Genomic DNA, 25,041 nt, shown 5'->3' with positions numbered 1-25,041 from the left:
CTTTTTGTTCTATAGGGTTACAAACGTATCATCATTTTCTATAGCGTCTGTTTCTTCTTCTAAAAAATCTACAAAAGGGCATAGCTCTGCTATTATTTCAGGTTTTGCATTTTTTATATTTTGTTGAGATACTTCAGCTGTTTGTCCGTGATTTGTAATGGTTATACAATCTTTTCCTCCTATAGGACAGGTAGCTTTGTTGTCTTCTAACAAAGCATGTCCTTTGTTAATATCTAATGTAATTTTTTTGTAATAACCACTCCATTCTGTTATTGTAGCCTGACAAGGGTTGTTATTCATCTTCGAGCAAGATCCAAAGGTATTTTTTTCAAAGGTTTTACCAATGTCTTTATGGGTTGCCATTCGTTTTTGAGTTCCTTTATGATCGTTGATATAATGTTTATCTTGGGTCAGTACTTTTAATTTATCGGGTGCTGTTCCAAAATTACATTTGCATTCGGCTCCTTGGCAAACGAGATGTTTTTCGCTCATAAGATTGTATATTTAGTTGTTTAAATTTGTTCATAACATTCAAAGCTAATTTTTCGGATGGTATTATTGAGTTCTAAATCTACTGTTCCAAAAATGGAGAAGACACTGTTATCTTGTGCATTAAGCGTGTAAACAAATGCAAAATCTCCTTTTACTTTTTCCCCTATAAGTTCTGGATCATGAATGGTTTTTCCGTTTTCTATTTCAGTTGCAAACCTACTGTCTATACAATGTCCTTTTGCATGAATTATAAATTTGTTTGTTTCTGAAAGAGTTTCTTCTATTTGAAGAGTGATTTGATATAATACTTTTGGTTTTTTAGGAAAAATGGGTAGGGGCAAATTGAAAGTATATGTTTTTTGATCATTAAACGTATCGTATAATGAAACAAAGTACAGAACAAAAAACCAACTATCTAAGATTCCTCGTTGTGTTTGCCCTCGGTATTGTAATTGATGATTTATTTTGTTAAATAAATTTTCTGCGACGCTGCCTTTGTAATAGTTTTCTAATTGTATTTTTTTTGTTTTCCACCTTTTTTGTATTTCAGGGAAATTAGCAATGATTTTTAGTTTAGCATTGTTGTATAGTTCGAGTTCTAGTGGATAAAAAACGCTTCCTATTTCATCTGCTATTTGTTCTATTATAAGATCTGGTCTTTGATAATTAATATAAAGGGGGTATCTCTTTATAACTATGTTGTTTAGGGTGTTTTTCTGAAGTTTAATTTGATAATGAAAAAAGCTTATTTCTTCATCATTTGTTGTTATACGCTGTATGATTCCATATTTTTTGTTAAATGATGGGGGTACATACAGCGTATTTATTGCTTTATAAAAAGGTTTGCTTCTTTGTTTTTTAGCATAAAAATCAATGGATGTTCCTGGAATAGGAATACAAATATTTTCTACATGGGGTTGTATATCAGATTCTATTAAATCCTCTACTGGGCAATATATATTATGGAACCATCTAAGTTCTTCGGGTAATAAATTGAATGTATTAGCTAATTCTTTTAATCGAATACTGTTTGGTTTAATTTTATAAATCTGATATTTTTCTTTCATTTTATTAGCTTATGGTTTCCATTTGATCGGCTTCTTTTTTATTATTTTTGCCAATTCTTTTATCGTCCTTTTCTCTATCGTATTGATATTCTAGATCATCATTATCATTGTCTTTATTATTTTCATCTAATACAATTTCATCCGTTCTCATACAAACAATAACGGCATTTTCGGTAATTGTATTCATGTAAAGTGTTTGAGTAGGATCTATATATTTAGCAGATTCATACCATTTTGTTTGAAAAAAGAATACCCAGCTGTACAATCCGTTTTGGTCTTGAATTGCAATAGGTTCATCTTCATGTTTCGCATTATAGTCTAAGACAAAGTTGTAAAACAGGCGCCCAAAATCTAATCTTGTAGGTCCTTTTGCTCTATATTGTCTGTATTTTTCATCTCCATTATCTTTTTTAATTAAAAAAGTAATTACCACTAAATCTCTCATTTCAGAATCACTTACACCTGCTATTTCTATGTAATTAGCAGGAAACTGCCATGTTTTATATACTTTAGCGGGTATAATCATTCCTATATTAAATGTATCATAAATTAACTGAGGGATAAAAAATAGGATAAAATGACTGGACATTAGGTACAATAAATCAGGTCCATTTAAAAACGTATGAGTTATGGCAAAGCTAAAAAAGGAATAAACAACGGTTATGAGTATAAAGAAGTAGACAAACCAAACTTCTCTTTTCTCAAATTTATTGAAATAGTTTTTATACAGATAGACTTGTAAGATTCCCAATAACAATGAAGATACTTGATAAAATATAAAGCAATTCATAGCATTGTTACTTAATAGATTATTAAATCCTAGGAAAGTAATTATAACGTATAGTAAGGCAACTGATAATTCATAAATTATAAATTTAGTTTTATATTTTTCTTTAAAACCTGGTGTTTTTTGAATAAAAATCATGGTTAATATTGTACAAACAGCTATTGCAATAATAATTGCTGACAATAATTTTAGTTCGATAAGATTGATAAAGTATTTTCTCATTTGTTAAATAATTGTGTTGTATCCCAGAATTGTTTTTTTATCTGTGAATTCAAAATTTTGTTGGTCGTTAGGAATTAGTATGTTCGTTTTAAGATCTGTTTCCATAGGAAAAAAATATTCATAATAAAGATCTAGGAATTTTTTTATTTTACCTTCTAGGATATAATCTAAAAAGGAGGAATTTTTAAGAGGTCCTATCTGCACTTCTAAATGTATGGAATAATCGTCATATTCTACTCCTGATATAAAGTCTATCCCTAGTTGAGCTTCTCCTAATGAAATAGCCAATTTTTCATCTGAATATTGCTGAGATCCTTTATTTATTATAGAAACTTTTTCACCAAGGAAAAAAGACAATAAGTTAGTTGCTAAGTTTATATTCCCTACTATTTGATAGGTATAGGGCAAAAAATGTATTAATTTAGAAGCTAAATGTTCTGGTATTTCTTTAGTAATACCCCAGAACTCATAAAACAAATCAGAAACAGAAGGGTTGTTTAATTCAGAAAGAAAATTAGTTTCAAAATCTTCAAGAGACACACCGTAGGCAAAAAACTCATTTTCAAATGGTTGAAAAAAAACACGTGCCGCCTTTTGTTCCTTTTTTTGAGTTTGATACTCATTAATCATTTTGTTGACTCCTTTGTCTGGATATTCATTTTTAGACTGATGAAATACCCCTTCTGGAAGTAAATCATAAAGACTATCTCGTGATAAAGTAAAATTTAGATATTCTTTTTTATCAAGATTAAAATCCTTTATATCTACTTCTAATATATCTCTTCTATAGGTTCTAGAAAATTGACTTTCTTTTTGAATAATGAATTGATTATCAGAAATAATTTTATTATTTAATAAATCATTCACTATTACTTCGGCTCGTATATCTGATTTAATATTTCTAATTAAACTCAAGATTTCATTTAAATGAGTCATATTGTTTATTTTTTTGATTTAACTAATCTTCCAGCAGAAACAAATCTTAACTGAAAATATTTATCGTTAAAATTATAAATATCAAGCCCCTCAGCCGTACAAGCTATAATTCTATCGTTTTTCAAGTAAATCCCTACGTCTGAAATAGGATGATCCTTATCATATCTAAGAAATATCAAATCACCTTCTTGCAGATATGTCCTACCAGTAAAAAGTTGTATTAATTTAGATCTAAACATACCCGCGGGATCCTTAGGGAGTACTTCATCATAAACTTCGCTATAAAGAGTTTGCGCAAAAAAAGAACAATCAGCTCCTTCTTTTAAATCTAAAATTCCTTTTTTATAAGGAGTTCCTACCCATTTATCCACATAAGAATAGAGTTCATAGTTTTTAATTTCTTTAGGCATTACTCCTAAAATTATAGAATATTTTTCTTTTAGTTTTAAATCCTCATCTTTTAGGTTATCTTCATTGTCATCTACAATAACTTCGTTTTTCAACTTACTTAATTCACTTTTTTTTTGTTTTATAACTTCCTGAAAGGAATATTGATAAGGAATATATTTTAAGTACTGCTTCGAAGAGCACGAGCACAAAAAGCTTGCGATTAATAAGCTTTTAATATTTTTGATAATTTTCATCAGATCTTTTTCACAAAAATAAAAATTTTTAAATAAAAAAAATATATTTGTAACAGGTTGTACGAACAAATATTTATTTCCAATTAGAGTGAAACGATTTTTTAACAAATTTAATTATTTAACCAAAATAGATGTAAGAATCTTTTTAGGTTTTGGACTTTTAATCCTTTTAGGATTTGGAATATTCCTATTTAAATATTCTCGTCATATAGATTGTAACACTGGTAACTTTCTAATTACAGCTGACGAGTTCAAGCCTGATGAGGTAGTAGAATTTTTTGACAATACAAAAGGAGCCTCAAGTTGGGAGTGGGATTTTGGAGATAGCACAACAGTTGACAACAGACAAAGAACATTTCATAAATATAAAAAAGAAGGAGATTATGTTGTTAAGCTGATCGTAAACGGCAGCTGTTACTATGAAAAACTAGTAAGAATAACAAACGTTGGACAACAAACAGGATATCTTCCCTTAATAAAAGCCCCAAACGTAGCTTTTTTAGGAGAAGTTGTTCGCTTTAGTGCTGAGAAAAACGGAGGAGAATCTTGGGAATGGAGTTTTGGCGAAACTACATCTTTAGATGCCGTTGGACAAAATGTATCCTACAAATTCAAAACAACTGGAGAAAAAAAAATAACTCTAATTGTTAATGGAGACTTAGAACATATTGCCACTAAAATAATCTATGTTGCCCCTAAAGTTATTGTTGCTAAACAAAAAATAGACATGGAAACCTATGAATATGAAAAACCACATTCTACTTTTTCCCTTCCAAGAGGAATGGCAAAAAAAGACCCTCTAGAAGACATGTTAGGATATATACCTGTCTCTCCAAAACATGACAACCATAAAGAATCAAACGAAAAAACAAAAACAAGCGAAATCTCTAATGAACAATTTCAATTATTACTAAAACAAGTAGCAGCTCAAGTAAAAACAAAAGATGATTTCAAAGAATATTTGTGTGGAAATTTTGAAATTCCTGTTGTTGTAAATGATGATAATGTAATGTCTTTCTCAGAATTGTGTAAATCTATCTCTGGAAAACAAATTAAAATAACATTCTTACAACTAAACAGAAATGATAACAGCAACTGCATTCAAAACATCAATATTCAATACAAAACCAAAAAATGGATGATTTGGGTTAAAGAGTAAAAACAATTTATTTTTTATAATAGACAAACTAAAAATGAATCAAGAAATTACGTACAATACAGAAGTCAATAAAGCTATAGATATTGCACAAAAAATAGGTAGAGAAAATTTAAACTCCCATTTTAATGGAGCTCACTTACTTAAAGCAATCCTTAATAGAGATTTGTCCTTACTAAAACAACTAGAATCTCTAGGAATTGATGTATATTATATTGAAGAATGGGCGGAAGTTAAAATAGAAGAATCTCCAAAATCCACTAATCAATACTATTGTGAACCAGACGAAATTATAGATGAAATATTTGCCGAAGCAGATTCTATTAGAGAAGAACTAAAAGAAGATGAAATAACATTATTACATGTAATGACCGCCATTTGCACCCCTGGCGTTGCATTTAGTTTTGAAAAAATGAAATCATTTCCTATAACAAGAAATGATTTAATTAAAGATACTTTTACAAGTACTTCAAAAAGTCTTTCAACTTTCAACAAAAATGGCTTTTTACAAAAGTATTGTATAGACAAAAACCAAGAAATTAGATTAAAAAACAAAAAAGAATTACTAATAGGTAGAGATTTAGAAATCAATAACATTACCGAAATACTTTGTAGATACAGTAAACAAAATGTAATTATACTAGGAGATTCTGGTATTGGAAAGACATCCTTAATAGAAGGTTTTGTTCAAAAAGTATTACTCAATCAAATCCCTGACTTACTATCTCAAATAGAAATTTTTGAACTTGATATGGGAGCCTTAGTTGCAGGAGCATCTTATAAAGGAGAAATAGAAGACCGAATAAAAAATATTGCGCAAGAACTTAAGCATATCCCTAAATCTATTTTGATAATAGAAGAATTTCACTCCCTATTTGGAGGCAATGGTTCCGACACAAACATAGTAAATTTACTAAAAAGTGAACTATCTAAAGGACTTACAATCCTAGCTACCTCAACAATAGAAGAATACACCAAAAAAATCGAAAAAGAACAAACCCTATCAGGAATGTTCGAACTCATTAAATTGGAAGAAAAAGAGGACGAAACCCATTTTAGAATGTTGAAACAAACATTGCAAGATTACCAAAAACATCATGGAATAACAATAGATGATGCTACTATAAAGGAAGCAATCCGATTTTCAAAACGATACATGAAAGAAAAAAGTCTACCAGCTTCTGCAATAGACTTGATAGATCATACCATGTCAGTACTTAAAACAACTGGAGATACTTTCATAAATGAAAGAGAGCATTTACTTAATCAAATTAAAAATATTGAGGAAAATATTGGAGAAATAGAAGAAGATGAATTAATGCAAAAGGCTGAATGGTTTCTAAATGATTTATTAAGCAAAACAAACTTTCTTTATACCACTTCAAATCATGACATTAATATTAAAAATTTGCACTTTGAAGGAATTCCTGAAATTTTAAATTTCTGTCGAAAATATATTGAAACACTTGAAAAAATAGCTAATGAAAAAAGAACCCATATTACAGAACTTGATTTAGCCTTAATCATCTCGCAAAAAACAAATATTCCGATAGGAAAATTAAAAAATGAAGAAAAACAAAAGCTAAATGACATGGAAAAAATTCTTACCAAAAGAGTAGTAGGACAAGACCATGCCATCAGTATTGTTTCAGAAGCTATATTAGAATCTCGTTCAGGCTTAAGCAAAGCAGGACAGCCCATTGGTTCATTCTTTTTCTTAGGACCAACAGGAACAGGAAAAACAGAATTAGCAAAATCATTAGCCGAATTTCTTTTTCAAGATGAAAATGCTATCATTCGTTTTGATATGTCAGAATTTAAAGAAGAACATTCCGCAGCATTACTCTATGGTGCTCCTCCAGGGTATGTTGGCTATGAAGAAGGAGGACTATTGGTAAATAAAATTAGACAAAAACCTTATTCTATCGTCTTATTTGATGAAATAGAAAAAGCTCATAGTTCCGTTTTTGATGTCTTTCTTCAACTAATGGATGAAGGAAAATTACACGATAGACTAGGAAAAGAAGGCGATTTTTCTAACGCTATTATCCTATTTACATCTAACATTGGGTCTGATTTTATTGTAGAATCCTTTGAAAAAGATGAAATACCTACAAACGCCAAATTACTTGAAATCATGAGCAGATATTTCAGACCCGAGTTCTTAGGCCGATTAACAGAATCTATTCCTTTTAGACCAATAAGCAAAATAAACGCATTAAAAATATTTGAAATTCATTTAAAAAAGGAGTTAATAGATTTAGCTAAAAGCATCCATATTAATTTAGTCGTAAGTCAAGAAGTTAAAGAACTCCTTGCTGAACAAGGATACGATGCAAAATACGGAGCACGTCCGCTAAAAGGAATCATAAGAGGAAAACTCAGAAGACCTTTAGCGAAAAAAATAGTCGCAATGGAATACAATGAAGGCGATACAGTCAAAGTTTCTCTAAAAAATGGAGAATTATGTTGGGAAAAAATCAAATTAAATATAGAGTTAAACTAATAAATTAAGTATTATGTTATCAAATCATGGAATTGGTGGTAATGAAGTACCATTAGACGCAAACGAAGCAATAAGCGAAATCCCTCAAAACAGAACAATTATTGCTCAAAAACTAACTGCAGAAAGTCCTGTAAAACCAGAACTAGTAGAAGGATTAACAACCATTGAAAAAGTGTTTGACCATTTTAAACCTGAAATAAAGGTTGATTTTGAAAATTTAGATGGTTCTACTAAAATGGAAAATTTAAACTTTAAAAACCTTGGCGATTTTGGTGTAAAAGGAATTACTCAACAAAGTAACTTTTTGACAGGTCTAGAAACAGAAAAAGATCAGTATCAAAAAATTATTAAACAACTTAAAAGCAACAAAATCTTAAAAGGAGCTTTAGAAGATCCAGATGCAAAAAAAGCATTATTAGATTCATTACAATCTCTTATTAAAGAACTAGAAGAAAACAAATAAACAGACTACTAATGGCACAAAATAAAGAAAGTCAACACGTTGACAGTACAGTTTTAGAACAAAAGAAGGGACAGGCTAATTTAGAAGGTAGCCTAGAAAAGTTAGCAAAATTTGGTGGTTTTGATCTATTAGAAACAACCATTGAAGGAGCACAAAATTTAAATCCTGACAGAAAAGCAAGAAGAAAAATCTTTCTTTCTGAAAAAGAAAAAGAAAAAGAAAGAGAATCTTTAAAAAAAACACTTAAGCTTTGGGCTGAGGTTCTTTCCGATGCAACAAATATAACAGACATTGTTTCTAATTGCGAAGACAAAAGAAAAGAAGCCGAAGATTTATTAAAGAAAAATTTATCAAGAGCCGTAGAAGTCACTAAAGAATTAGAAACTAATTATCGTACAATAGCTCTATTCTATAAAAACACAGAAACGGACAAAGTAAAAAATGTTACCGTTATTAATTCTGATTTAGAACAATTAAAAGATCTAGATAATACTCGATTTATAGATACAATTCATGCAGAATTAGTAAATAACTATGACCGTTTAGATCTAAAAAACAACTATGGTATTTTAGTAATTCCAGGATATTTAGGTTCTAATAAAGTCGTAGAAAAATGGGCTAAAATTGCACATGAAAACAAAGTTATGCTAGTAACAGACTTTGAACATTTAGACGAACCAGATGACGTTATGGAAATGTTTGATCAAGCCTATCTAACAGGAGGCGAAGTATATCGTTCAAATGTATTAATGACTTGTAACTGGCTCGTTGGTAGAGGCCGATTTGAAGAAATTCAAGAAACAGAAGACCTATATGTTGCTCCTTCAGCTGCCTTAGCAGGAAAAGTATACAAAACATTAATGTCTCAGGTAACAGCTGGTAAAAAATACGGAGGAATTAACGAAGTAGATGGCGTAAAATTTGATCTAAAAAAGAGTGAAATTGCTAATTTAGAAAGCCTTGGATTAATTCCTATGGTAAACGAATACGGAAAAGTAATGGCATTTTCTGCTAAAACTCTTTTCAACGGTGATAATTTGGGTCTACAAACCTATTCTGTTGTTAGGGTGTTTGACTACGTTACAAAAGTATTAATGGATTTCTTAAACAGAAGAGCTTTTGAAAACTTTACAGCCGTAACTCGTAAAGAAATCATGGGACAAATCGTTCGCTTCTTAGATTCAATAAGTGGCCCTGGAAAACTAATTGAAAATTTTGAAGTAAAAAGATTTGAACAAGATCCTATACAAAAAGATCGAATTCATTTAGACATTCACATGAAACCTTATTTCCCTGCTAAAAACTTCCTAATTAAAATGGATGGACACAAAGGAGATGACGGAAATGAATGGGATACTGAGTACGAACAAAAATAAGAACCAACAAACAACCGTTTCTTTCAGAAACGGTTGTTTTTATAAGTTAATAAAAAACACTTCTTTAAACCTATTTAGCTCATATAAAACAACCTAAATAAAAAAAGTCTTCTTATTAACTTCTATTTGTTTTTTTTGAATTCAATCAAAAACACAAAAATAATGATAGAAAAACTAAATTATTTCCCTGTCAATTGGATTGACGGAATGAAAATAAACAAAAATCACTTTAATTCGATTCAAAACTTCATCAATGATTCCATAAAGGATACCGTGGGGTTGCATACGTCATTAATATCTTATGGCCTATTACCTGCTGATAATTCTATCAAATTAAACTTAATGGTAGATAGTCATAAATCATTAAGAGTACAAGTACAGGAATGTCACGCCATAACACCTAATGGCTCCAGAATTGAAATAGATGACAGAAGCGAAACCGTTAACACTAACTCTACTTATTTAGAAGCCTCTTACGAAATTAAAGGAGATGAGAGTCTAAAATTATGGGTTTGTATTTCTGTTAATTATTTTAAAAGAATACCTTTTGGCGACTCTGATCCTGAAGAAAATCCTCCAAGATACCCTTTTACAAAACCAGAATATCTATTAAGTCTTATCCCTGAAAATGAATTAGTAAACGAAACAGGTTTAGGAGGAAACTTTTTAATCATAGGAAAAGTACTCGTAAACTCATACGAGTCAAAAATAGATAATGCTTATATCCCCCCATCAGTATATGTAGGAAGCCACAAACGACTACAAGAATTATATGATGAAATCAACCGTTTTTACGGACAGATAGAAGTATTTTCAATACAAATTGCTCAAAAGATTAACTCTAAAAAACAAGCAAATGAATTAGCCTTAATGATGCTATTAGTAACTGATAAAATATTAGATTATTTAGGAGTAGAAATTAATAAAATCAGATGGCTAGGAAAACACAAAGCACCTTCAGAAATGCTCCTTTCAGTTGTTGGTTTAGGCAGAACACTTAAAAACCTATTTGATTCAAAGTCTGGAGCAGGAAAAGAAGAATTGCTAAATTACTTTGCGGATTGGTGTAACGTTAATCAAGGTACCTTTGAAAATATTTTCTTAGAACTAATAAATAACAATTATAATCATAATCAAATTGATGTAAGTGTCTCAAAAATTCACAAATTTATGGATGTATTCGAAAATCTCTTATCTTCTCTAAGTCGACTAGATTACATAGGTAAAAAACGAGATGGTAGTATTTTCGTATCCGAAATTACGGACGAAAGAGACAGTCTATTGTACGGAAAAAGAAGTAAAAGTTTTTTAGCAGATTAAACCATGGAAATACTTAATAAAAAAGAACGTTCTAAAGCGTTTATATCTTTTGTATTGTTTTTTGTAATAAGTGTAACTGTCTTTATGTCAGCACTCTTATTTAATACTTATTTTCCTTTTAGAGAAAACGAATTATTAAAAACAGAAAACTTTAAACTCAAAAAAGAAATTGAAATTCAAAACAAATTTTCTTTTCAACTCGAAAAAGTCAAAACTACTGTAGACTCTATTAATGCACCAGGTCAAAATGATTTTTTCAATGAAAAACTGGCTCTTTCTTTGTTAGCAGAAATGTATAATCAGTTACCTAAAGATACACTGAAAAACAAAATAATGTATAACAATACAATTATTGCTTTCAAAGATCTAATAGATGCAAAAAAACAAGTAAAACAATTGGCAACAAACCACAAACTAATGGATAGTTTGAGTACTATAAACAAAACACTAAAGGATGAATACGATAAAATGAAACGCGATTTAGAAGTTTGTAGACAAATTTATCAACAAGCAGAATAAACACTTAAAAACATAACAATGAATAGTATAAAAAAGTTATTTCTATGTTTTTACATGATAAGTTTTTATTGTGTTGCCCAAAAAAATGTAAAAAGCCCCATAATAGATAGTTGTCAGGTTACTCAAACAAGACAAAAACTAGACGGTCGCTTCTTTGCTAGCCCTAATCCCATACTCTTTATAGTAAATAATAGCAATGGCATATTTACTACATTACAATTTGGAAAACGTAAACGCAAAATATTTATGTATTTCAAAATACATGACAACAGTGTTTGTATTGAAGAAAAAAAGATTTTCGATTTTAACTTTAAAAATGGGGATGTGATACATTTAAAAAATCATTTCCCCATAAATTGTGATGGTATTTTTATTCATCAACTAAATCGAAGAACTTTTAAAAAATTAACAAGCCTAGAATTGAGTAGTATTAAAATTTTTACTGTACACAAAAATTATGAAATTTTAATAAATAAATCTCAAAATACAGAAATTATAAAAGATTTAACTTGTTTAAAAACTTATAAAATAAAGAAATAATGAGTCCAATACCAGAACTTAATTTATCTTTAGGAATGACAGACAATCCAGGTTCTCCTTTTTATGCAGGAAATGGAGAAATAGGACGGGTTTCAAAAACAGACTCAGGGCTTCGAACACACAAAATTTCTTTGACAATATCTGATTTAGAAATCGGAAAAATTACCTTAACAATCAACAAACAAAACGTAGAAATACCTACTTACAAAATGATTGTTAGCGATGACAAAACAAACGAAACAACTGTTTATCAAGTAACAAGAGATATGTTTAGTTTTGTTAAAAAAAATACCAAAAAAGGTATTTTATCTTTCTTTGGATTTAAAAATTTTGACAAAACTTCATTCTTATATGAAAACATCCCATACGAACCTGCAGATGAAATAGAAATACTTCATATTTCAAAATATCGAAACATTTCACACGATAGTTTAATTTATCAATTTAACAATCCTCAAAAAGTATATATTTTTTCTGGCAATATTAATGAAATTACAATTCCAGAAAACAACCCTTATTTTATTATAATAGATAATAATGATGGTAAGAGCTTCATTGGTGACATACTTTATAGAGAAAAATTCCTCAAATTAACTCCTAGAGTTGAATTAAAAATAATTAAAAGAAACAAAATTCCAAAAGAAATGGAAATAAACGAGAATGGAAGTATTCAAAAATTAATTTATTTATAACAATGATTAGAGGTTCATATTTTAAAATACCTATTGATTTTGACGGAATAATAAAAAAACAAGATGCTATAAACATTAGTATTGACACATCAATAGCACAACATATTTTCTTAATAGCAACCACTTCATTTGGAGAGTGCAAATTTAATGATGACTATGGAACCGAAATATGGGAAACAGACTTTGATATTTTAAAAAGTGATAATCTATTAAAAGAAACCATTACAAATACTTTAAAAAAAGCCATCTCAACATACGAAAAAAGGCTTTCTCTAGAAGACGTTACTATAGTTATATCTGATAAAAATATTGGAAACATAAGTCGAAAGAGAATCAAAAAATGTGTTTCTTTTAGCATTAAAGGACAAGTTTTTGAAACCAATAGACCCTTTTTATTCCAAAGCTCATTTTTTGTCGGCCCCTTATCATATTAATTTTTCTTTTATCATCTAAAATAAAATACTATGAATCAAGAACGCATCAAAGATCGTATTTTAAGAAAAGCATCTAGACTATGGGGCTTTAATGAATTACAAACAGAATCTTCTTTTGACCCCATTGTTGGATTATTACTAACTGCTTGTGCTTCAGAATTAGAAAAATTAAATACTGATCTAGAAGATTCTAGATCAAGAATAATTGAAAGAGTATTAGACCTTATGTTTCCCGAAGAAGTATCAGGCGTAACTCCTTCTAGTGCTGTTGTACAATTGTTCCCTACAGAAAACAATATAAAAATATCAAAATACAATCAGTTTAAAGGAACTAAAAAAATCACCAATATTTATAATCCTACTGAAATTATACACAAAGATGTCTTTTTTGGCCCTACAATAGAAACTACATTAACTACCGCTAAAGTAGAATATTTAGCCTATGGAAATTCTTTAAAAAAAATTGATAATTTCTTTTTTAACGATATTATCAATACTTCCGATAACTTCATACCAAAAGGAGAATTATGGATAGGATTAAAATGCACTGATACTGAAAATATTATCAATCCAACATTTTATGTAAACATTAACAATAGTTATCAAAAAGATCTATTCTTCTACTACTTACGACAAGCTAAAATATACTTCGGAAATCAAGAGTTCTCTTTTAATGAAGGATATAACGCCACCGAAGAAGCCTTCAATTTTGAAAATATTGTTCGTAAAAATTATTCTAATCTAGACCAAATAAATAATAGAATAAATAATTTTTATCTACCTAATTTTTTCACCTTAAATGGCACTATTAATCATACTGAAAAAACCGATGTAGATACATTGTTTCAACATTATTTTACAGGTCATAAGTTAGAACACGATAAGTCTATTATATGGCTACGAGTTGAATTAACCGAAACAATAGGGAATGACGTTCTAGAAAATGTATCCATAAACCTCAACTGTTTACCCGTAGTAAACAAAAGGATTTCAAGAGCGTCTCATAGAGTTACAGGTGCTCTAAACATAGTTCCCGTAGATTCCGATGAATTTTTCTTAGACCTAGATTATGTTTCAAATGACGAAGGCTATCGTTACGATTTAAGAAATTACAATGATAATAAATCCGGAACCGTTACACTCAGACACGGAGGCGTTTCTCGTTTTGACCAAAGAAGAGCATCCGATCTCTTACAACAACTCCTAGAACTTATTAAAGATGAAACGGCTTCTTTTATGAGCATAGGAAACGACGCAACCAGAGAAACTCTAAAACAAATTAACCAAAATGTTGCCGCTTTATATCAACTATCCAAAGAAAAAGATTTTGAAAAACCCAATAACCCCTACCTAACCGTTAATGCTACATCTAAAGACGAAGGTGGTTTCTTTTGTAATATAGCCTTTTGGACAACTCTAGGAGATGAAGCAAATGATATCAAAATTGGTACCGTTTTATCCTTAGAAGAAGCAGGAACTATGCTCTTAGAAAAAAACATCATGTTAGTAACTCCAACGGTTGGTGGAAGAAAAGGACTGTCTACTAAAGATAAAATACTCGAATACAGAAACTCCTTACTAACCCGCGGAAGAATTGTAACAATAGCTGACATTAAAGCATATGGTCTAAACCACTTTAAAAATACAATTACAAAGATTGAAGTAAAAAAAGGAACCAAAAAAGAAAGCTCTACAAAAGAAGGTTTTGCCAGAACAATAGATATCTATCTATATAAAAACACAGAAATAACAGAAGTCATGAAAGAATCTGAATGGCACTATTTATGCGATAGCTTTTTAATTAATCTTAAAAAAGCATCCTCAAATGTGTACCCTTATACCCTAAACACCATCTAAATTAATTCATGAGTTTTACTTGGCGCACATATAAAGTCAAAAAAGACGACACTTTACAATCAGTGGCAAGGGAATTGGGTATTAACATAGAAACTCTAAAATGGCATCATAATAACTATTGTCCTCATGAACTGCTATTCCTACGATCTTTTTATAAAAAGATCGTAGGAATAGCAGGGAGTAACAAAAAAAGAAAATCAACTACAATCTAAAGTAAATTGAAGTTAATTTTCTTTTATAATTTCTATCGTTTAAAAATCACTTTTCTGTAATATTCTTATTCTCAAACACTTCCCTTATAAGGGACTCTTTTTTCTAAAAAGATCGTAGAAGTAGCAGGGTTGTTATTAATTAGCCGTCAATAATAACAGCTTTTTTGTTTTCTATACTAAACCACACGAAAGGATTCGTGCGGTAGCGGTGGTGTTTTTCTTAAACGAATTCAAATGATTCTTCTTTCAGAGAATTTATCTTCCTATATTCTTGATCCCATTCCAAATAATCAATAGGTTCATCGCTATTAATACCATTTAACCAATAGTTATCACCATATACAAGTAACATAGCCCAGTGATATTCAGTGTCATGGCTGTAAAATATCACCTGATTATATGTTTCAGGCATTAAAAAATTTCTTTTCATAATTAAATCTTCAGCTTCAAGAGATGCTTTATTTGTATATTTAACTATGATCCCTTTAATTACTTCAATCCAAGTGTTAAAATTAAAAATTAATTTTTCGCCTGTTTCATTATTAATAAATACTAATTCGTCTTTATATTTCATATTTAACTACATTTTACTTTAAAATTATCAAATAGTTTAGCGGCTTTATCAGTAAATATAGCAAACTGACTTCCTATTGGTTTAGGGTTTTTACCTCTTGGGTTGTAATGTCTAATTTTTTTGCTACAGATCTTGGCATAAGATGGTGTCCCATGCCCGTATCTAATAAATCTGAATACCACCCGAATTTATCAATTTGTATATTTGAATTTTGCACATAAGCATATAATTCGTTTCCACCCAAGAGTCCAATAGGGTCTTGACTTATGTAAGTTCCTGTTTCTGGATTATAATACCTAAATAGGTTATATGCTAACTCAATATCGTGATCATAATATTGTCCTTGATATAAGAACGGAATCAAGTTTTGATCTCCTTCTATTTTACGTGTCTTTCCGTAAATATCAAGTTCTCTTTCCCAAATTAATTTTCCGTTACTATTATAAGCTTGTACAGGAGTTCCTAAATAATCATTTATGATGCTATAAACTTCCTCTCCTAAAATCTTTGCGCTTGGGTTGTAATTATTCGTATCATATACCCACGTAACTAGATTATTAACCTTTTCTTTTTGACTTAAAAAAACTTCTCCTAAATTATTAACAGAAGTTTCATGTTCTTCTCCTTTTTGGTAATCCCACTCATGTAAAAGAACGTTTCCATCTCATACAAAATGCCGTAACTCTTTTTACTCCTCTACAACCCCCTTTTGAGCCATTGACAAACATCCTTTAGGCATTCGTGGTATGAGTTCCAAGATATTAGCAACAGGATAAAAAAGAGTCCTAGTAATTTCATAGTTTCAAAAATAGCGTAATAATGTTTTTGATACAAAATTTGATACCAAAAAATAAGGATATTTTTTACATTCGCCTTTTTTCAAAATGCAGACTGTTAAACACAGAAATTCCTATCATACCAATACCAAAATTTTTGCTCGTAAGGGATTATTATCAACAGAACTTTTAAAGTTGATCCCTTCCAGTAATTTATCTAGATGGTTGAAAGAGCCTGAAAACAAATATATTGATTATACTTTAAATGGGTTGATTGATCAAGATATTGAATTATTTCAAAATCAAAATGAGTTTCCTAGTAGCAAAAAACTTTCCAGAGCTTATATACAACTACTCAAAGGAGCGTATACAATTTTTGATCAAATCAAAGATTTCAATAAAGTTCTTAAAAAAAATAAGGATATAATTGTGAATACCATAGAGAGCATTAAAAATTGGATTTCTATAGATGAAGCAATTAAGTTATTTAGGATTTCACGTGCCACTTACCAAAACTATAAAATACAAGTATTAAACAAATGTGAAGCTTCGTATATTTTTTGGTGTGTAAAACGTTACCCACAACAACTTTTGAACCAAGAAGTTATCAAGATAAAAGAATATTTTAACAATAGTGATTATAAATCTTGGTCAAAGTCTTCTATCTATTATATGGGATTGCGCAAAAAAGATTTCAGTTTTTGTTTAGCCACATTTTATAAGTACAGCAGTTTACTTGGAATTGATAATGGTAGACATTTACAAAACAAGCCTGAATATTCACCACTTCTAACTACTAAACCTAATCAAATTTGGTGTGCTGATATCACAATCTTTAAAACAGCTAATGGCGTAAAACATTACATCCACTTACTTATAGATCATTACTCCCGAATGATTTTAGGATGGTATATCGGTTTAAAACCAAGTCCAAAAGCTATTAAAGAATTATTGCAAAATACTTTTAAGGAACTCCCTAAACCTACTACAATAGAGTTTGTAACCGATGGCGGGGTAGAAAATATAAACACAACTGTCAAAGAATACATTAAAAGTATTGAACCAAATATTATTCACAACATTGCTCAAAAGGATATTGCTAGTTCTAACTCTATGATTGAAGCTATTAATAAAACCCTAAAGTATCAATATCTTTATCAGTTGCATATCGAAAATACTCTGCAACTTTATAATACATTCCCACAGATTATACGTAATTACTGTAATATTCGTCCACAGCATTCATTAAAAGGAAATACTCCTTTTGAAACTTACAACGGAAAAACGATATCTATTTCGCACTATAATTCTCATTTTCAAGCTCAAAAGCAATTTAGAAAAGAGCAAAACAACAAAAATAACTGCAAAAAATGTATGGAGTAACAAAAAAAGAAAATCAACTACAATCTAAAGTAAATTGAAGTTAATTTTCTTTTATAATTTCTATCGTTTAAAAATCACTTTTTTGTAATATTCTTATTATCAAATACTTCCCTTATAAGGGACTCTTTTTTCTAAAAAGATCGTAGAAGTAGCAGCTCTACGGTTTCTTTTTGACTTAGATAAACTTCTCCTAGATCGTTAACAGAAGTTTCTGCCTCCTGCCCTTTTAGATATGTCCACTCATGTAAAAGAACGTTTCCATCCTAAAAAGATGAAACAACGAACAGTTTTTTAGCCTATTCGTTGTTTAGTATTTTTAATTTATTATTTCATAACTCTCTTTATAAGGGACTCTTTTTTATAAAAAGATCGTAGAGATAGCAGGTGTATTTAAAGATAGTTTATGAAAATTTCAGAAAGTAATTAATTTAAATTTTATCTCTAATTTCCATCAAAATTTTACCAAGTAAATTTATTCCTTTCCATTTTATATTATCAAACCTTTCTAGATCATTTATAGAAAACCCAATTCCCCAAATTAAATCAACTGGACTGGCTTCCGCTAAAATCATTTTCTCTGTGTTTTTTAAAAAAAGTCTTAATTCTACGTTTTGAGCAAATTTTGCTAAGTTTCCAGCATAAATTATTTCCTCTCTTTTTTCAATCCAAACATCTTCTTTGAAACCTTTTATTTGTCTACCTAATTTTCTTTGATTACTAGCATTTGGTTCATTTATGATTTCTAACATTTTTTCAGTATCATTAAACAATTTAGCTTTTGAATACATCATCCATTGTTCAGCTGAATTAAATGTTATGTTATCTATTATAAAATTAGATTTGTACCATTGTGATAATGGATTATTATAACCATAAAAAAAATAATATTTTAAAAAAAGACGGTTTTCATAAATAGATTTTAACTCTTTTAGTGTATCAATTTTTTTGGAAATGATTTTTTTATAATCTTTATTTTTAATTCCAATGAAATTATTTACTGTAAATAAGGGATTTGAAATAATTCCTATTATTCTATTGATTGTACTACTAAAAAAATAATCAATTTCACTAGGAATTTCATTTTCATTTTTACAGTTCTCAAAGAATAGCATTAAAATATTAAATAATTTTTTAAAACTTTCTTCATTCCACTCTGCATCTATTCGTAGACAAAATTCTAATTCACTATCACTATCATTATACTCTAAATATTCATTTAAATAATCTACGTACATGGTTTATATCTTTTAACTATTGCATTTTTATCAATTTCTCCATCAACTAAAAGCTCACTTGCGCCTTTTGCGTATTTATTTACTTTTCTTAGCTCATCTGTAGGATTGTTACTTACATCGCCCAAATGAATTTTTCTGCCTTCTGGAGTGTTCAAATTCAATTTATTATTAGATACTTTATCTAAATCAATTTCAACTACATCTGTGCCTGATTTTTTAGCCCATTTTTCTGCAAATTTTCTTTCTTTAGTTAATGAAATATATTGGTCTGCGTAACCATCAGTTGAGCCATTTAAAACGTGTTCGTAAGCAGTTCTTGTAGCTGTCGGGTCTTTAGGAATAATATTCCCTCCAGAATTCAAACTGGTCATATCGTTTTGGTTTAACGCTCTAAACCATATATCTTCCCAACCAAAAATATCTACGCATTGGTTACTATCTTTAACAAAGGAATAAAGATTGGATCCTCCCCAATGTTTTATTGGATCCTGACTTATGTAAGTTCCTGTTTCTGGATTATAATACCTAAATCGGTTATATGCTAACTCAATATCGTGATCATAATATTGTCCTTGATATAAGAACGGAATCAAGTTTTGATCTCCTTCTATTTTACGTGTCTTTCCGTAAATATCAAGTTCTCTTTCCCAAATTAATTTTCCGTTACTATTATAAGCTTGTACAGGAGTTCCTAAATAATCATTTATGATGCTATAAACTTCCTCTCCTAAAATCTTTGCCCTTGGGTTGTAATTATTCCTATCATATACCCACGTAACTAGATTATTAACCTTTTCTTTTTGACTAAAAAAAACTTCTCCTAGATTATTAACAGAAGTTTCATGTTCTTCTCCTTTTTGGTAATCCCACTCATGTAAAAGAACGTTTCCATCCTAAAAAGAGGAAACAACGAACAGTTTTTTAGCCTGTTCGTTGTTTGGTATTTTTAATTTATTATTTCATAACTCTCTTTATAAGGGACTCTTTTTATAAAAAGATCGTAGAAATAGCAGGCTTTTATTCATTAATTAAAAGTTTCAAGAAACTCTCGAAAATGAGAACTTTTAGTTTTTAGTGTAGAACAAAATTAAGTAAATTAGTCAAGCATAAATTCACCAATGTATTTTAAATCATTATAATCTTTATCAAATTTAGGTGTTTCAATTTCTCCTGAATACCAATAAACAGCATTAACTGTATTCAAACCCAAGTCATTACATTTTTTTACTACTGTTTCTTTTTCTGATGAATTAATAGGAACTTCTTCTAATATTTCAAAAATATCAGTATTCTTTGGAAATTTTAAATATCCAATAAAATCTTCATCATACCATTTTTTACCTATATCTAAACAAAAACCGCATATTTTTTTATTTTCATTTTCTGAGTAATCTAATTTAAAATAATCATTGAACTCTTGTTCTGTTTTAGTACTGTTTCCTAACCAAAGGAAAATTTTATCTAAATAATCCATAATTATAATTTATTTACAACTTAATTTCATATGTGCTTTATGATGTCTTGCAATAATTTTTTTCGCTTCACGTTTGGAGGTAGCTCCTTTCAAATCTTTTATTAGTTTATTATGAAAATGTCTACCTGCTCTACTACCGTGATGAGCCCCATCAGGTAAGACATTACCAGCCGAATCAGTAACACCAGTAAAAGTTATTCTATCTGTGTCAACAGTCATCTTTTTTATTTCTTCAGCTGTAAAACCTAATTCTTTAGCTTTAGTTGCTTGAGATACAGGAAACATTTCGTGTTTACCACCTGGTTTTCTTAATGCCTCTGAAACGGCATCTTTGTTATTAGCAATATCTTGAACAGAAGCATTATTAAACCATTCATTAAAACCTCCTTTAGGCCAAGGATTTAATCCTAATACATCTGCTTGTGTATTACTATCACTTACATACCCATAAAAAGTTGGATTATTTCCAAGTAAACCAATAGGGTCTTGAGAAATATAATTCCCAATACTACAATCATAATATCGAAACCTGTTGTAATAAAGACCTTCTAATTCGGGGTCTTCATACTGTCCGAGTTGTCTAAAAGGAATAAAGTCTGGGGTTAGATTAATAGGCGAGCTAAAATTGCGTAAACCTCCGTAAATATTATAGTCTGTGCTCCATACTAAAGAGCCCTTTTCGTTATAACATTGTAGGGGTCTGCCTATATAATCAGAAATTATACTAAATTGTTCTTCTCCTTGTATTTTAGCACTAGGTACAAAGCTATTTTCTTGGTAAATCCAAGTAACTAAATCCTCTACGGTTTCTTTTTGACTTAGATAAACTTCTCCTAGATCGTTAACAGAGCTTTGAGCTTCTTGTCCTTTTTGGTAGGTCCACTGATGCAAAAGAACGTTTCCATCCCAAAGATAACGATTTGTTTTTTCATTACAAATCTTTTTTATTCTTCTTCCTAAAGCGTCATATTCCATGGTTACAAGGGTGCCATCGGGTTTTTTTACACTTTTTAGCATCCCGTTGCCATACCAGTTGTATTCCCAATCGCCTCGTTGCCATTGTTGGTTGGTTGTTTCTTCTAGTTCTTGTTTTTCTTTTAATCGGGTGTATTCTTGTTTTTCTTCTTTTGTATAAATACGGTCTGTTTGTAAGTAGTAGGCTAGTTCTCCTCGTTTGGGTTTGGTGTCTGAAATTTCTTCTATAAAGAAAGAAAATCGGGCTGGTTTTTCTTTTTCTTTTTCCTCTTGACGTTTTTGTATTTGTGCTTGTGCTACGTTGCGTTTGCTTTTTAGGCGCAGGTTTCCTTCGGCATCGTATAGGTAGTGCCAGTCTAGGTCTTTTAGGAGTTTGCCTCCTTTGCCATATACCCGGTCTTTTTGTTCTTTGGTTTTGTAAAGGTTACCTACTTCATCGGGTAGTTTGTAGTCGTAGCTTCCGTCTTCGTATTGGGCGGAGGCAAGGTTGCCAAAACGATCGTATACATATTGTACTTGTCCTCCTGTAAGGGCGTTTATGGTTTGTTGTAATCGGTGGTTGGCGTTCCAGGTATAGGTACGATGATAGGTGTCTTTATGTCCTCGGTGTACTTTTTGGGCAATGGGTCTTCCTGCGGCATCATACTGCATACTTAGGGTAAGTCCTCCTGTAATGCTTCGTTCTATTTCTTGTCCTAGGGCATTGTGTTTGAGCTGGGTTTCCCAGGCTTGTTTTTGGGCTTCTTTTAGAGCGGTTGTTTGGGCTGTAATTTTTTCTAAAAGGCCTTTTGGGTTATAGGTGTTTTGTACTTGAGCTCCTAGGGAGGAGGTCATCTTGATGCGGTTTCCGTTGCGGTCGTATTCAGAAATGATTGTAAATCCTTGATCGCCCTTGAAGTCACTGGTTTGGGTTTCTTTTATAACGCGTCCCATTTTGTCTCGTTCTAAAAGAATGCTGACATCTTGGTTTTTGGCATGTAAGAGTTGGCCTAGCTTGTTATACGCAAAACTTTCCCAAGTTCCGTCGTTATGGTGGGCTCGTACAATGCGTCCTAGGGCATCGTATTGGTATTCAGACCATCGGTTTTCAGGTCTTTGGGTTCGGATTACCCATCCGTTTGCGTTGCGCTGGTATCTTCTGGTTAGGGCATCAAATCCTTCTTCTTGGGTAATGTGTCCTGCTTTGTTTCTTGTAAAACGGTATTTTTCGTTGTGTTCGTTGGTAATGCTTACCAATTGTTCCATTTTGTCGTAGTCAAAAAATACTTTGGTTTTGTTTTCCTCACGCATTTTAAGACTTCCTAGGGGGGTGTAATCAAACTTTATGGTATGATGTTGGTCTTGTGCTTCTATTACTTCATCGTAGGCGTTGTATACGAGTGTTGTAACGTTGTGGTCGGCTCCTTTTATGGAGGTAATTCTACCTAAGATGTCGTATCCAAAGGTTTGTGGATTGCTTCCTGGGCTTTGTACGCTAATGACTTCTCCACGGTAATTGTAGTCCCATAGAGTAGCATTTCCTTCATGATCGGTAAAGGAAATAAGGTTGTGTTGGGTGTCGTATTCTAGTTTAGATCGGTTGCCTTCTTTGCTTATTTCGCTTATGAGTCCTTTTGGGTTATAATCAAGTTGGGTAATGCCGTTATCGGGTTCTATAATACTGTTAAGGAGGTATTTTTGATTTTTTTTGTAGGTATAGGTGGTTTGATTGCCTTCGGGATCTATTACAATAGATAGGCGTTGTTCTTTGTCGTAAATATATTGGGCTACGCTGGCATCAGGATATACTATAGAGGTTTTGTTTCCAAATTCATCATAGGTATATCCGGTCATGTGTCCTTCTGGGTCTATCTGACGATAGATTTCCATATACTCGGTATATTCGGTAAAATGGCTGTTTCCAAGGGGATCTGTAACTTGGGTTACGAGCTGATTAGGTTCGTAGTAGTAGGTGGTTACGGCTTGGTTAGCATCTCTAACAAGGTTGTATCCTTTTTCAGGAAAATACTCTATCCAGCCTTCTTGCCAACCGCCATCGCCCCAAGTGTGGGTACATTTTGCGCCTGTTTTGGTACCGTCGTATTCCCAATAGAAAGTCTGTCCGTTTCGGTCGGTTTTTTCGATCATGAGATGATTTTGGTATTTTATATGGGTGCTTTTTTGTAAAGCATCTGTAATACGAATCATGTTGTGATCTTGGTCGTAGGAATAGGATATTAGTAGGTCTTCTCCTTTTTGATGAATGAGGGAGAGTTGTGTAATGAGTCCTATGCTATTGGTATAGGCTTTTATTTTTCTACCCGCACAGTCTTCTATCATTAGAAGATGGTCTCCGTTTAGATAAAGTCGGGTTGTAAGTCCTGCTTTGTCTATAATTTGGGTCATACGGTATTGGTTATAACCGTTATAATGATCAAAAATATAGGTGGTAAAAGAGGTATGATCAAAAGCTTGGTAATGGTTGGGATAACGGGTAATGGTGATTTTTTCTTGTCTAAGATAAAAATCATCACCTATTTCTAGTAGGGGAAAAGCAACAATTCTGCCATCTTCTAATCGTAATCCTAGGGCTTCTTCTTCTGGAAATAATTCTACGCAACGGTCGTAATTACAATGTACCCCATGTCCTAACCAGCCTTTAAAGGCGGAGTCTGAATACCATTGTCTTTCCCATTTTATGGGTTGAGGCGATGGGATTTCAAAATCGGTTCCTTCATAAAAAACAGCTCCGTTGATAAGATTAATAGGCTCAAATCCTGCTTTACAAAGTAGTTTGCTAAGCGAGTTGGGACCAACGGAATTTTTTAGTAAATGATTGAATGCTTTTTTCCCGTATTTCATTAGGGTACTAAAACCTATACTGGATAGGAGTCCTGTTAAGGCTCCTCCCCAGTCAGGTACATAAGGTCCCCCCACCATCACAGGGGGTCCTGTAGGAATAGGTATAGAAAAAGAGGTTGGGGCAAATAGGGTAGGCGCAAAAGGAATCATCTTTTTGCCAATTTTAGTTTTTCCTAAACTAAGGGAAAGAGGAATTCCTATATCATTACAGGTCATTACGGAATACCCTTTGGGGCTTAATCGGGTTCCGTCTGCATATACATTTTGTGATGAAAAAAAGTTCATACTTTCATGTCCAATAATGGGGGTCATCAACCAAGGAGGCGTAAAGAGAGGGATATGTACTAAGGGTATAATAATACCACTGGTGTCAGAAACGCCTCTTTTCATACCATTAACATGTACGGTAGCTCCTACAAAAGGAATGTAGTCTGCTGGATCTATAACAATACCTATATAGGGATGAAAGGGATTGAAAGGAGGCAGCGTTGTAAAATGAATATCTATACCTATTACGGGTGTAAAGTGATTATCTGCTAATAACATACTTGAAATGTGTT

General features: G+C 31.1%; 22 protein-coding genes. 11 read left to right on the top strand and 11 right to left on the bottom strand.

Annotation, left to right across the window (positions count from 1 at the left end):
* Positions 1–9: 9 nt before the first annotated feature.
* Genes ACUXZJ_RS04440 through ACUXZJ_RS04420 form a run of 5 tightly spaced genes read right to left on the bottom strand, consistent with a single transcriptional unit; the run spans position 10 to position 4,007 of the window.
* The gene (locus ACUXZJ_RS04440) at positions 10–492 is read right to left on the bottom strand and encodes a DUF4280 domain-containing protein (protein WP_060383607.1); all 483 of its coding nucleotides are present in this window, start codon (positions 490–492) and stop codon (positions 10–12) included.
* A gap of 20 nt (positions 493–512) precedes the next feature.
* Positions 513–1,559: a hypothetical protein gene (locus tag ACUXZJ_RS04435; RefSeq protein ID WP_060383608.1), complete on the bottom strand. Its 1,047-nt coding sequence runs from the start codon at positions 1,557–1,559 to the stop codon at positions 513–515.
* A gap of 4 nt (positions 1,560–1,563) precedes the next feature.
* Positions 1,564–2,568, bottom strand: a complete 1,005-nt coding sequence (locus tag ACUXZJ_RS04430) for a TssN family type VI secretion system protein (protein ID WP_063743531.1) — start codon at positions 2,566–2,568, stop codon at positions 1,564–1,566.
* Positions 2,569–2,571: 3 nt separating this feature from the next.
* Positions 2,572–3,504: a hypothetical protein gene (locus ACUXZJ_RS04425; RefSeq protein ID WP_060383610.1), complete on the bottom strand. Its 933-nt coding sequence runs from the start codon at positions 3,502–3,504 to the stop codon at positions 2,572–2,574.
* A gap of 5 nt (positions 3,505–3,509) precedes the next feature.
* Positions 3,510–4,007 carry a C40 family peptidase gene (locus ACUXZJ_RS04420; RefSeq protein WP_317043929.1) on the bottom strand — a complete coding sequence of 166 codons (498 nt, stop codon included), beginning with the start codon at positions 4,005–4,007 and terminating at the stop codon, positions 3,510–3,512.
* 229 nt (positions 4,008–4,236) lie between these two features.
* On the opposite strand from ACUXZJ_RS04420, the gene ACUXZJ_RS04415 reads away from it, so the two are divergent.
* The 10 genes from ACUXZJ_RS04415 to ACUXZJ_RS04370 all read left to right on the top strand — a co-directional run bounded on the left by ACUXZJ_RS04415 (position 4,237) and on the right by ACUXZJ_RS04370 (position 15,011).
* The gene (locus ACUXZJ_RS04415; protein ID WP_060383611.1) at positions 4,237–5,307 is read left to right on the top strand and encodes a PKD domain-containing protein; all 1,071 of its coding nucleotides are present in this window, start codon (positions 4,237–4,239) and stop codon (positions 5,305–5,307) included.
* A 34-nt stretch (positions 5,308–5,341) separates the two neighbouring features.
* Positions 5,342–7,810, top strand: coding sequence for an AAA family ATPase (locus tag ACUXZJ_RS04410; RefSeq protein ID WP_060383612.1), 2,469 nt, complete (start codon positions 5,342–5,344; stop codon positions 7,808–7,810).
* Positions 7,811–7,823: 13 nt separating this feature from the next.
* Positions 7,824–8,273, top strand: coding sequence for a hypothetical protein (locus ACUXZJ_RS04405; protein WP_014166031.1), 450 nt, complete (start codon positions 7,824–7,826; stop codon positions 8,271–8,273).
* A gap of 11 nt (positions 8,274–8,284) precedes the next feature.
* Complete coding sequence (locus tag ACUXZJ_RS04400) at positions 8,285–9,649, top strand: DUF5458 family protein (protein WP_060383613.1); 1,365 nt, start codon at positions 8,285–8,287, stop codon at positions 9,647–9,649.
* A 162-nt stretch (positions 9,650–9,811) separates the two neighbouring features.
* A complete protein-coding gene (locus tag ACUXZJ_RS04395; protein ID WP_060383614.1) occupies positions 9,812–10,969 on the top strand; it encodes a hypothetical protein in 1,158 nt (385 codons plus the stop codon).
* 3 nt (positions 10,970–10,972) lie between these two features.
* Positions 10,973–11,488, top strand: coding sequence for a type VI secretion system TssO (gene tssO / locus ACUXZJ_RS04390; RefSeq protein ID WP_060383615.1), 516 nt, complete (start codon positions 10,973–10,975; stop codon positions 11,486–11,488).
* An 18-nt stretch (positions 11,489–11,506) separates the two neighbouring features.
* Complete coding sequence (locus ACUXZJ_RS04385; RefSeq protein WP_063743530.1) at positions 11,507–12,028, top strand: hypothetical protein; 522 nt, start codon at positions 11,507–11,509, stop codon at positions 12,026–12,028.
* Positions 12,028–12,720 carry a hypothetical protein gene (locus ACUXZJ_RS04380; protein ID WP_060383617.1) on the top strand — a complete coding sequence of 231 codons (693 nt, stop codon included), beginning with the start codon at positions 12,028–12,030 and terminating at the stop codon, positions 12,718–12,720. Before ACUXZJ_RS04385 ends, ACUXZJ_RS04380 begins: the two co-directional genes overlap by 1 nt.
* Positions 12,721–12,722: 2 nt before the next feature.
* Positions 12,723–13,154: a GPW/gp25 family protein gene (locus tag ACUXZJ_RS04375; RefSeq protein ID WP_174647507.1), complete on the top strand. Its 432-nt coding sequence runs from the start codon at positions 12,723–12,725 to the stop codon at positions 13,152–13,154.
* A 30-nt stretch (positions 13,155–13,184) separates the two neighbouring features.
* Positions 13,185–15,011 (top strand): type VI secretion system baseplate subunit TssF, encoded by a 1,827-nt coding sequence (locus tag ACUXZJ_RS04370; RefSeq protein ID WP_060383618.1) that lies wholly within the window; start codon positions 13,185–13,187, stop codon positions 15,009–15,011.
* A 432-nt stretch (positions 15,012–15,443) separates the two neighbouring features.
* Here ACUXZJ_RS04370 and ACUXZJ_RS04365 read toward each other — a convergent pair whose 3' ends face one another.
* Both ACUXZJ_RS04365 and ACUXZJ_RS04360 read right to left on the bottom strand, forming a co-directional pair.
* Positions 15,444–15,797, bottom strand: a complete 354-nt coding sequence (locus tag ACUXZJ_RS04365) for a hypothetical protein (RefSeq protein ID WP_063743529.1) — start codon at positions 15,795–15,797, stop codon at positions 15,444–15,446.
* A 73-nt stretch (positions 15,798–15,870) separates the two neighbouring features.
* Positions 15,871–16,200 (bottom strand): RHS repeat-associated core domain-containing protein, encoded by a 330-nt coding sequence (locus ACUXZJ_RS04360; protein ID WP_269465534.1) that lies wholly within the window; start codon positions 16,198–16,200, stop codon positions 15,871–15,873.
* A 481-nt stretch (positions 16,201–16,681) separates the two neighbouring features.
* Between ACUXZJ_RS04360 and ACUXZJ_RS04355 the strand changes: the two genes are divergently transcribed.
* On the top strand, positions 16,682–17,956 hold the full coding sequence (locus ACUXZJ_RS04355) for a DDE-type integrase/transposase/recombinase (RefSeq protein WP_014165940.1): 1,275 nt from the start codon (positions 16,682–16,684) through the stop codon (positions 17,954–17,956).
* 428 nt (positions 17,957–18,384) lie between these two features.
* Here ACUXZJ_RS04355 and ACUXZJ_RS04350 read toward each other — a convergent pair whose 3' ends face one another.
* The 4 genes from ACUXZJ_RS04350 to ACUXZJ_RS04335 all read right to left on the bottom strand — a co-directional run bounded on the left by ACUXZJ_RS04350 (position 18,385) and on the right by ACUXZJ_RS04335 (position 25,027).
* A complete protein-coding gene (locus ACUXZJ_RS04350; RefSeq protein ID WP_088420622.1) occupies positions 18,385–19,191 on the bottom strand; it encodes an NADAR family protein in 807 nt (268 codons plus the stop codon).
* Entirely contained in the window at positions 19,182–19,784 is a 603-nt protein-coding gene (locus ACUXZJ_RS04345) for an RHS repeat-associated core domain-containing protein (protein ID WP_164850735.1), read from the bottom strand. The genes ACUXZJ_RS04350 and ACUXZJ_RS04345 overlap by 10 nt, the downstream gene beginning before the upstream one ends.
* A gap of 503 nt (positions 19,785–20,287) precedes the next feature.
* On the bottom strand, positions 20,288–20,665 hold the full coding sequence (locus ACUXZJ_RS04340; RefSeq protein ID WP_060383620.1) for an immunity 22 family protein: 378 nt from the start codon (positions 20,663–20,665) through the stop codon (positions 20,288–20,290).
* Positions 20,666–20,674: 9 nt separating this feature from the next.
* Positions 20,675–25,027, bottom strand: a complete 4,353-nt coding sequence (locus ACUXZJ_RS04335) for a DUF6531 domain-containing protein (RefSeq protein WP_446195869.1) — start codon at positions 25,025–25,027, stop codon at positions 20,675–20,677.
* Positions 25,028–25,041: the final 14 nt, after the last annotated feature.

Source organism: Flavobacterium sp. TN-1, assembly GCF_052828645.1.
Note: the sequence above shows the minus strand (reverse complement) of the source record. Positions and strands in the feature narration are given on the sequence as shown.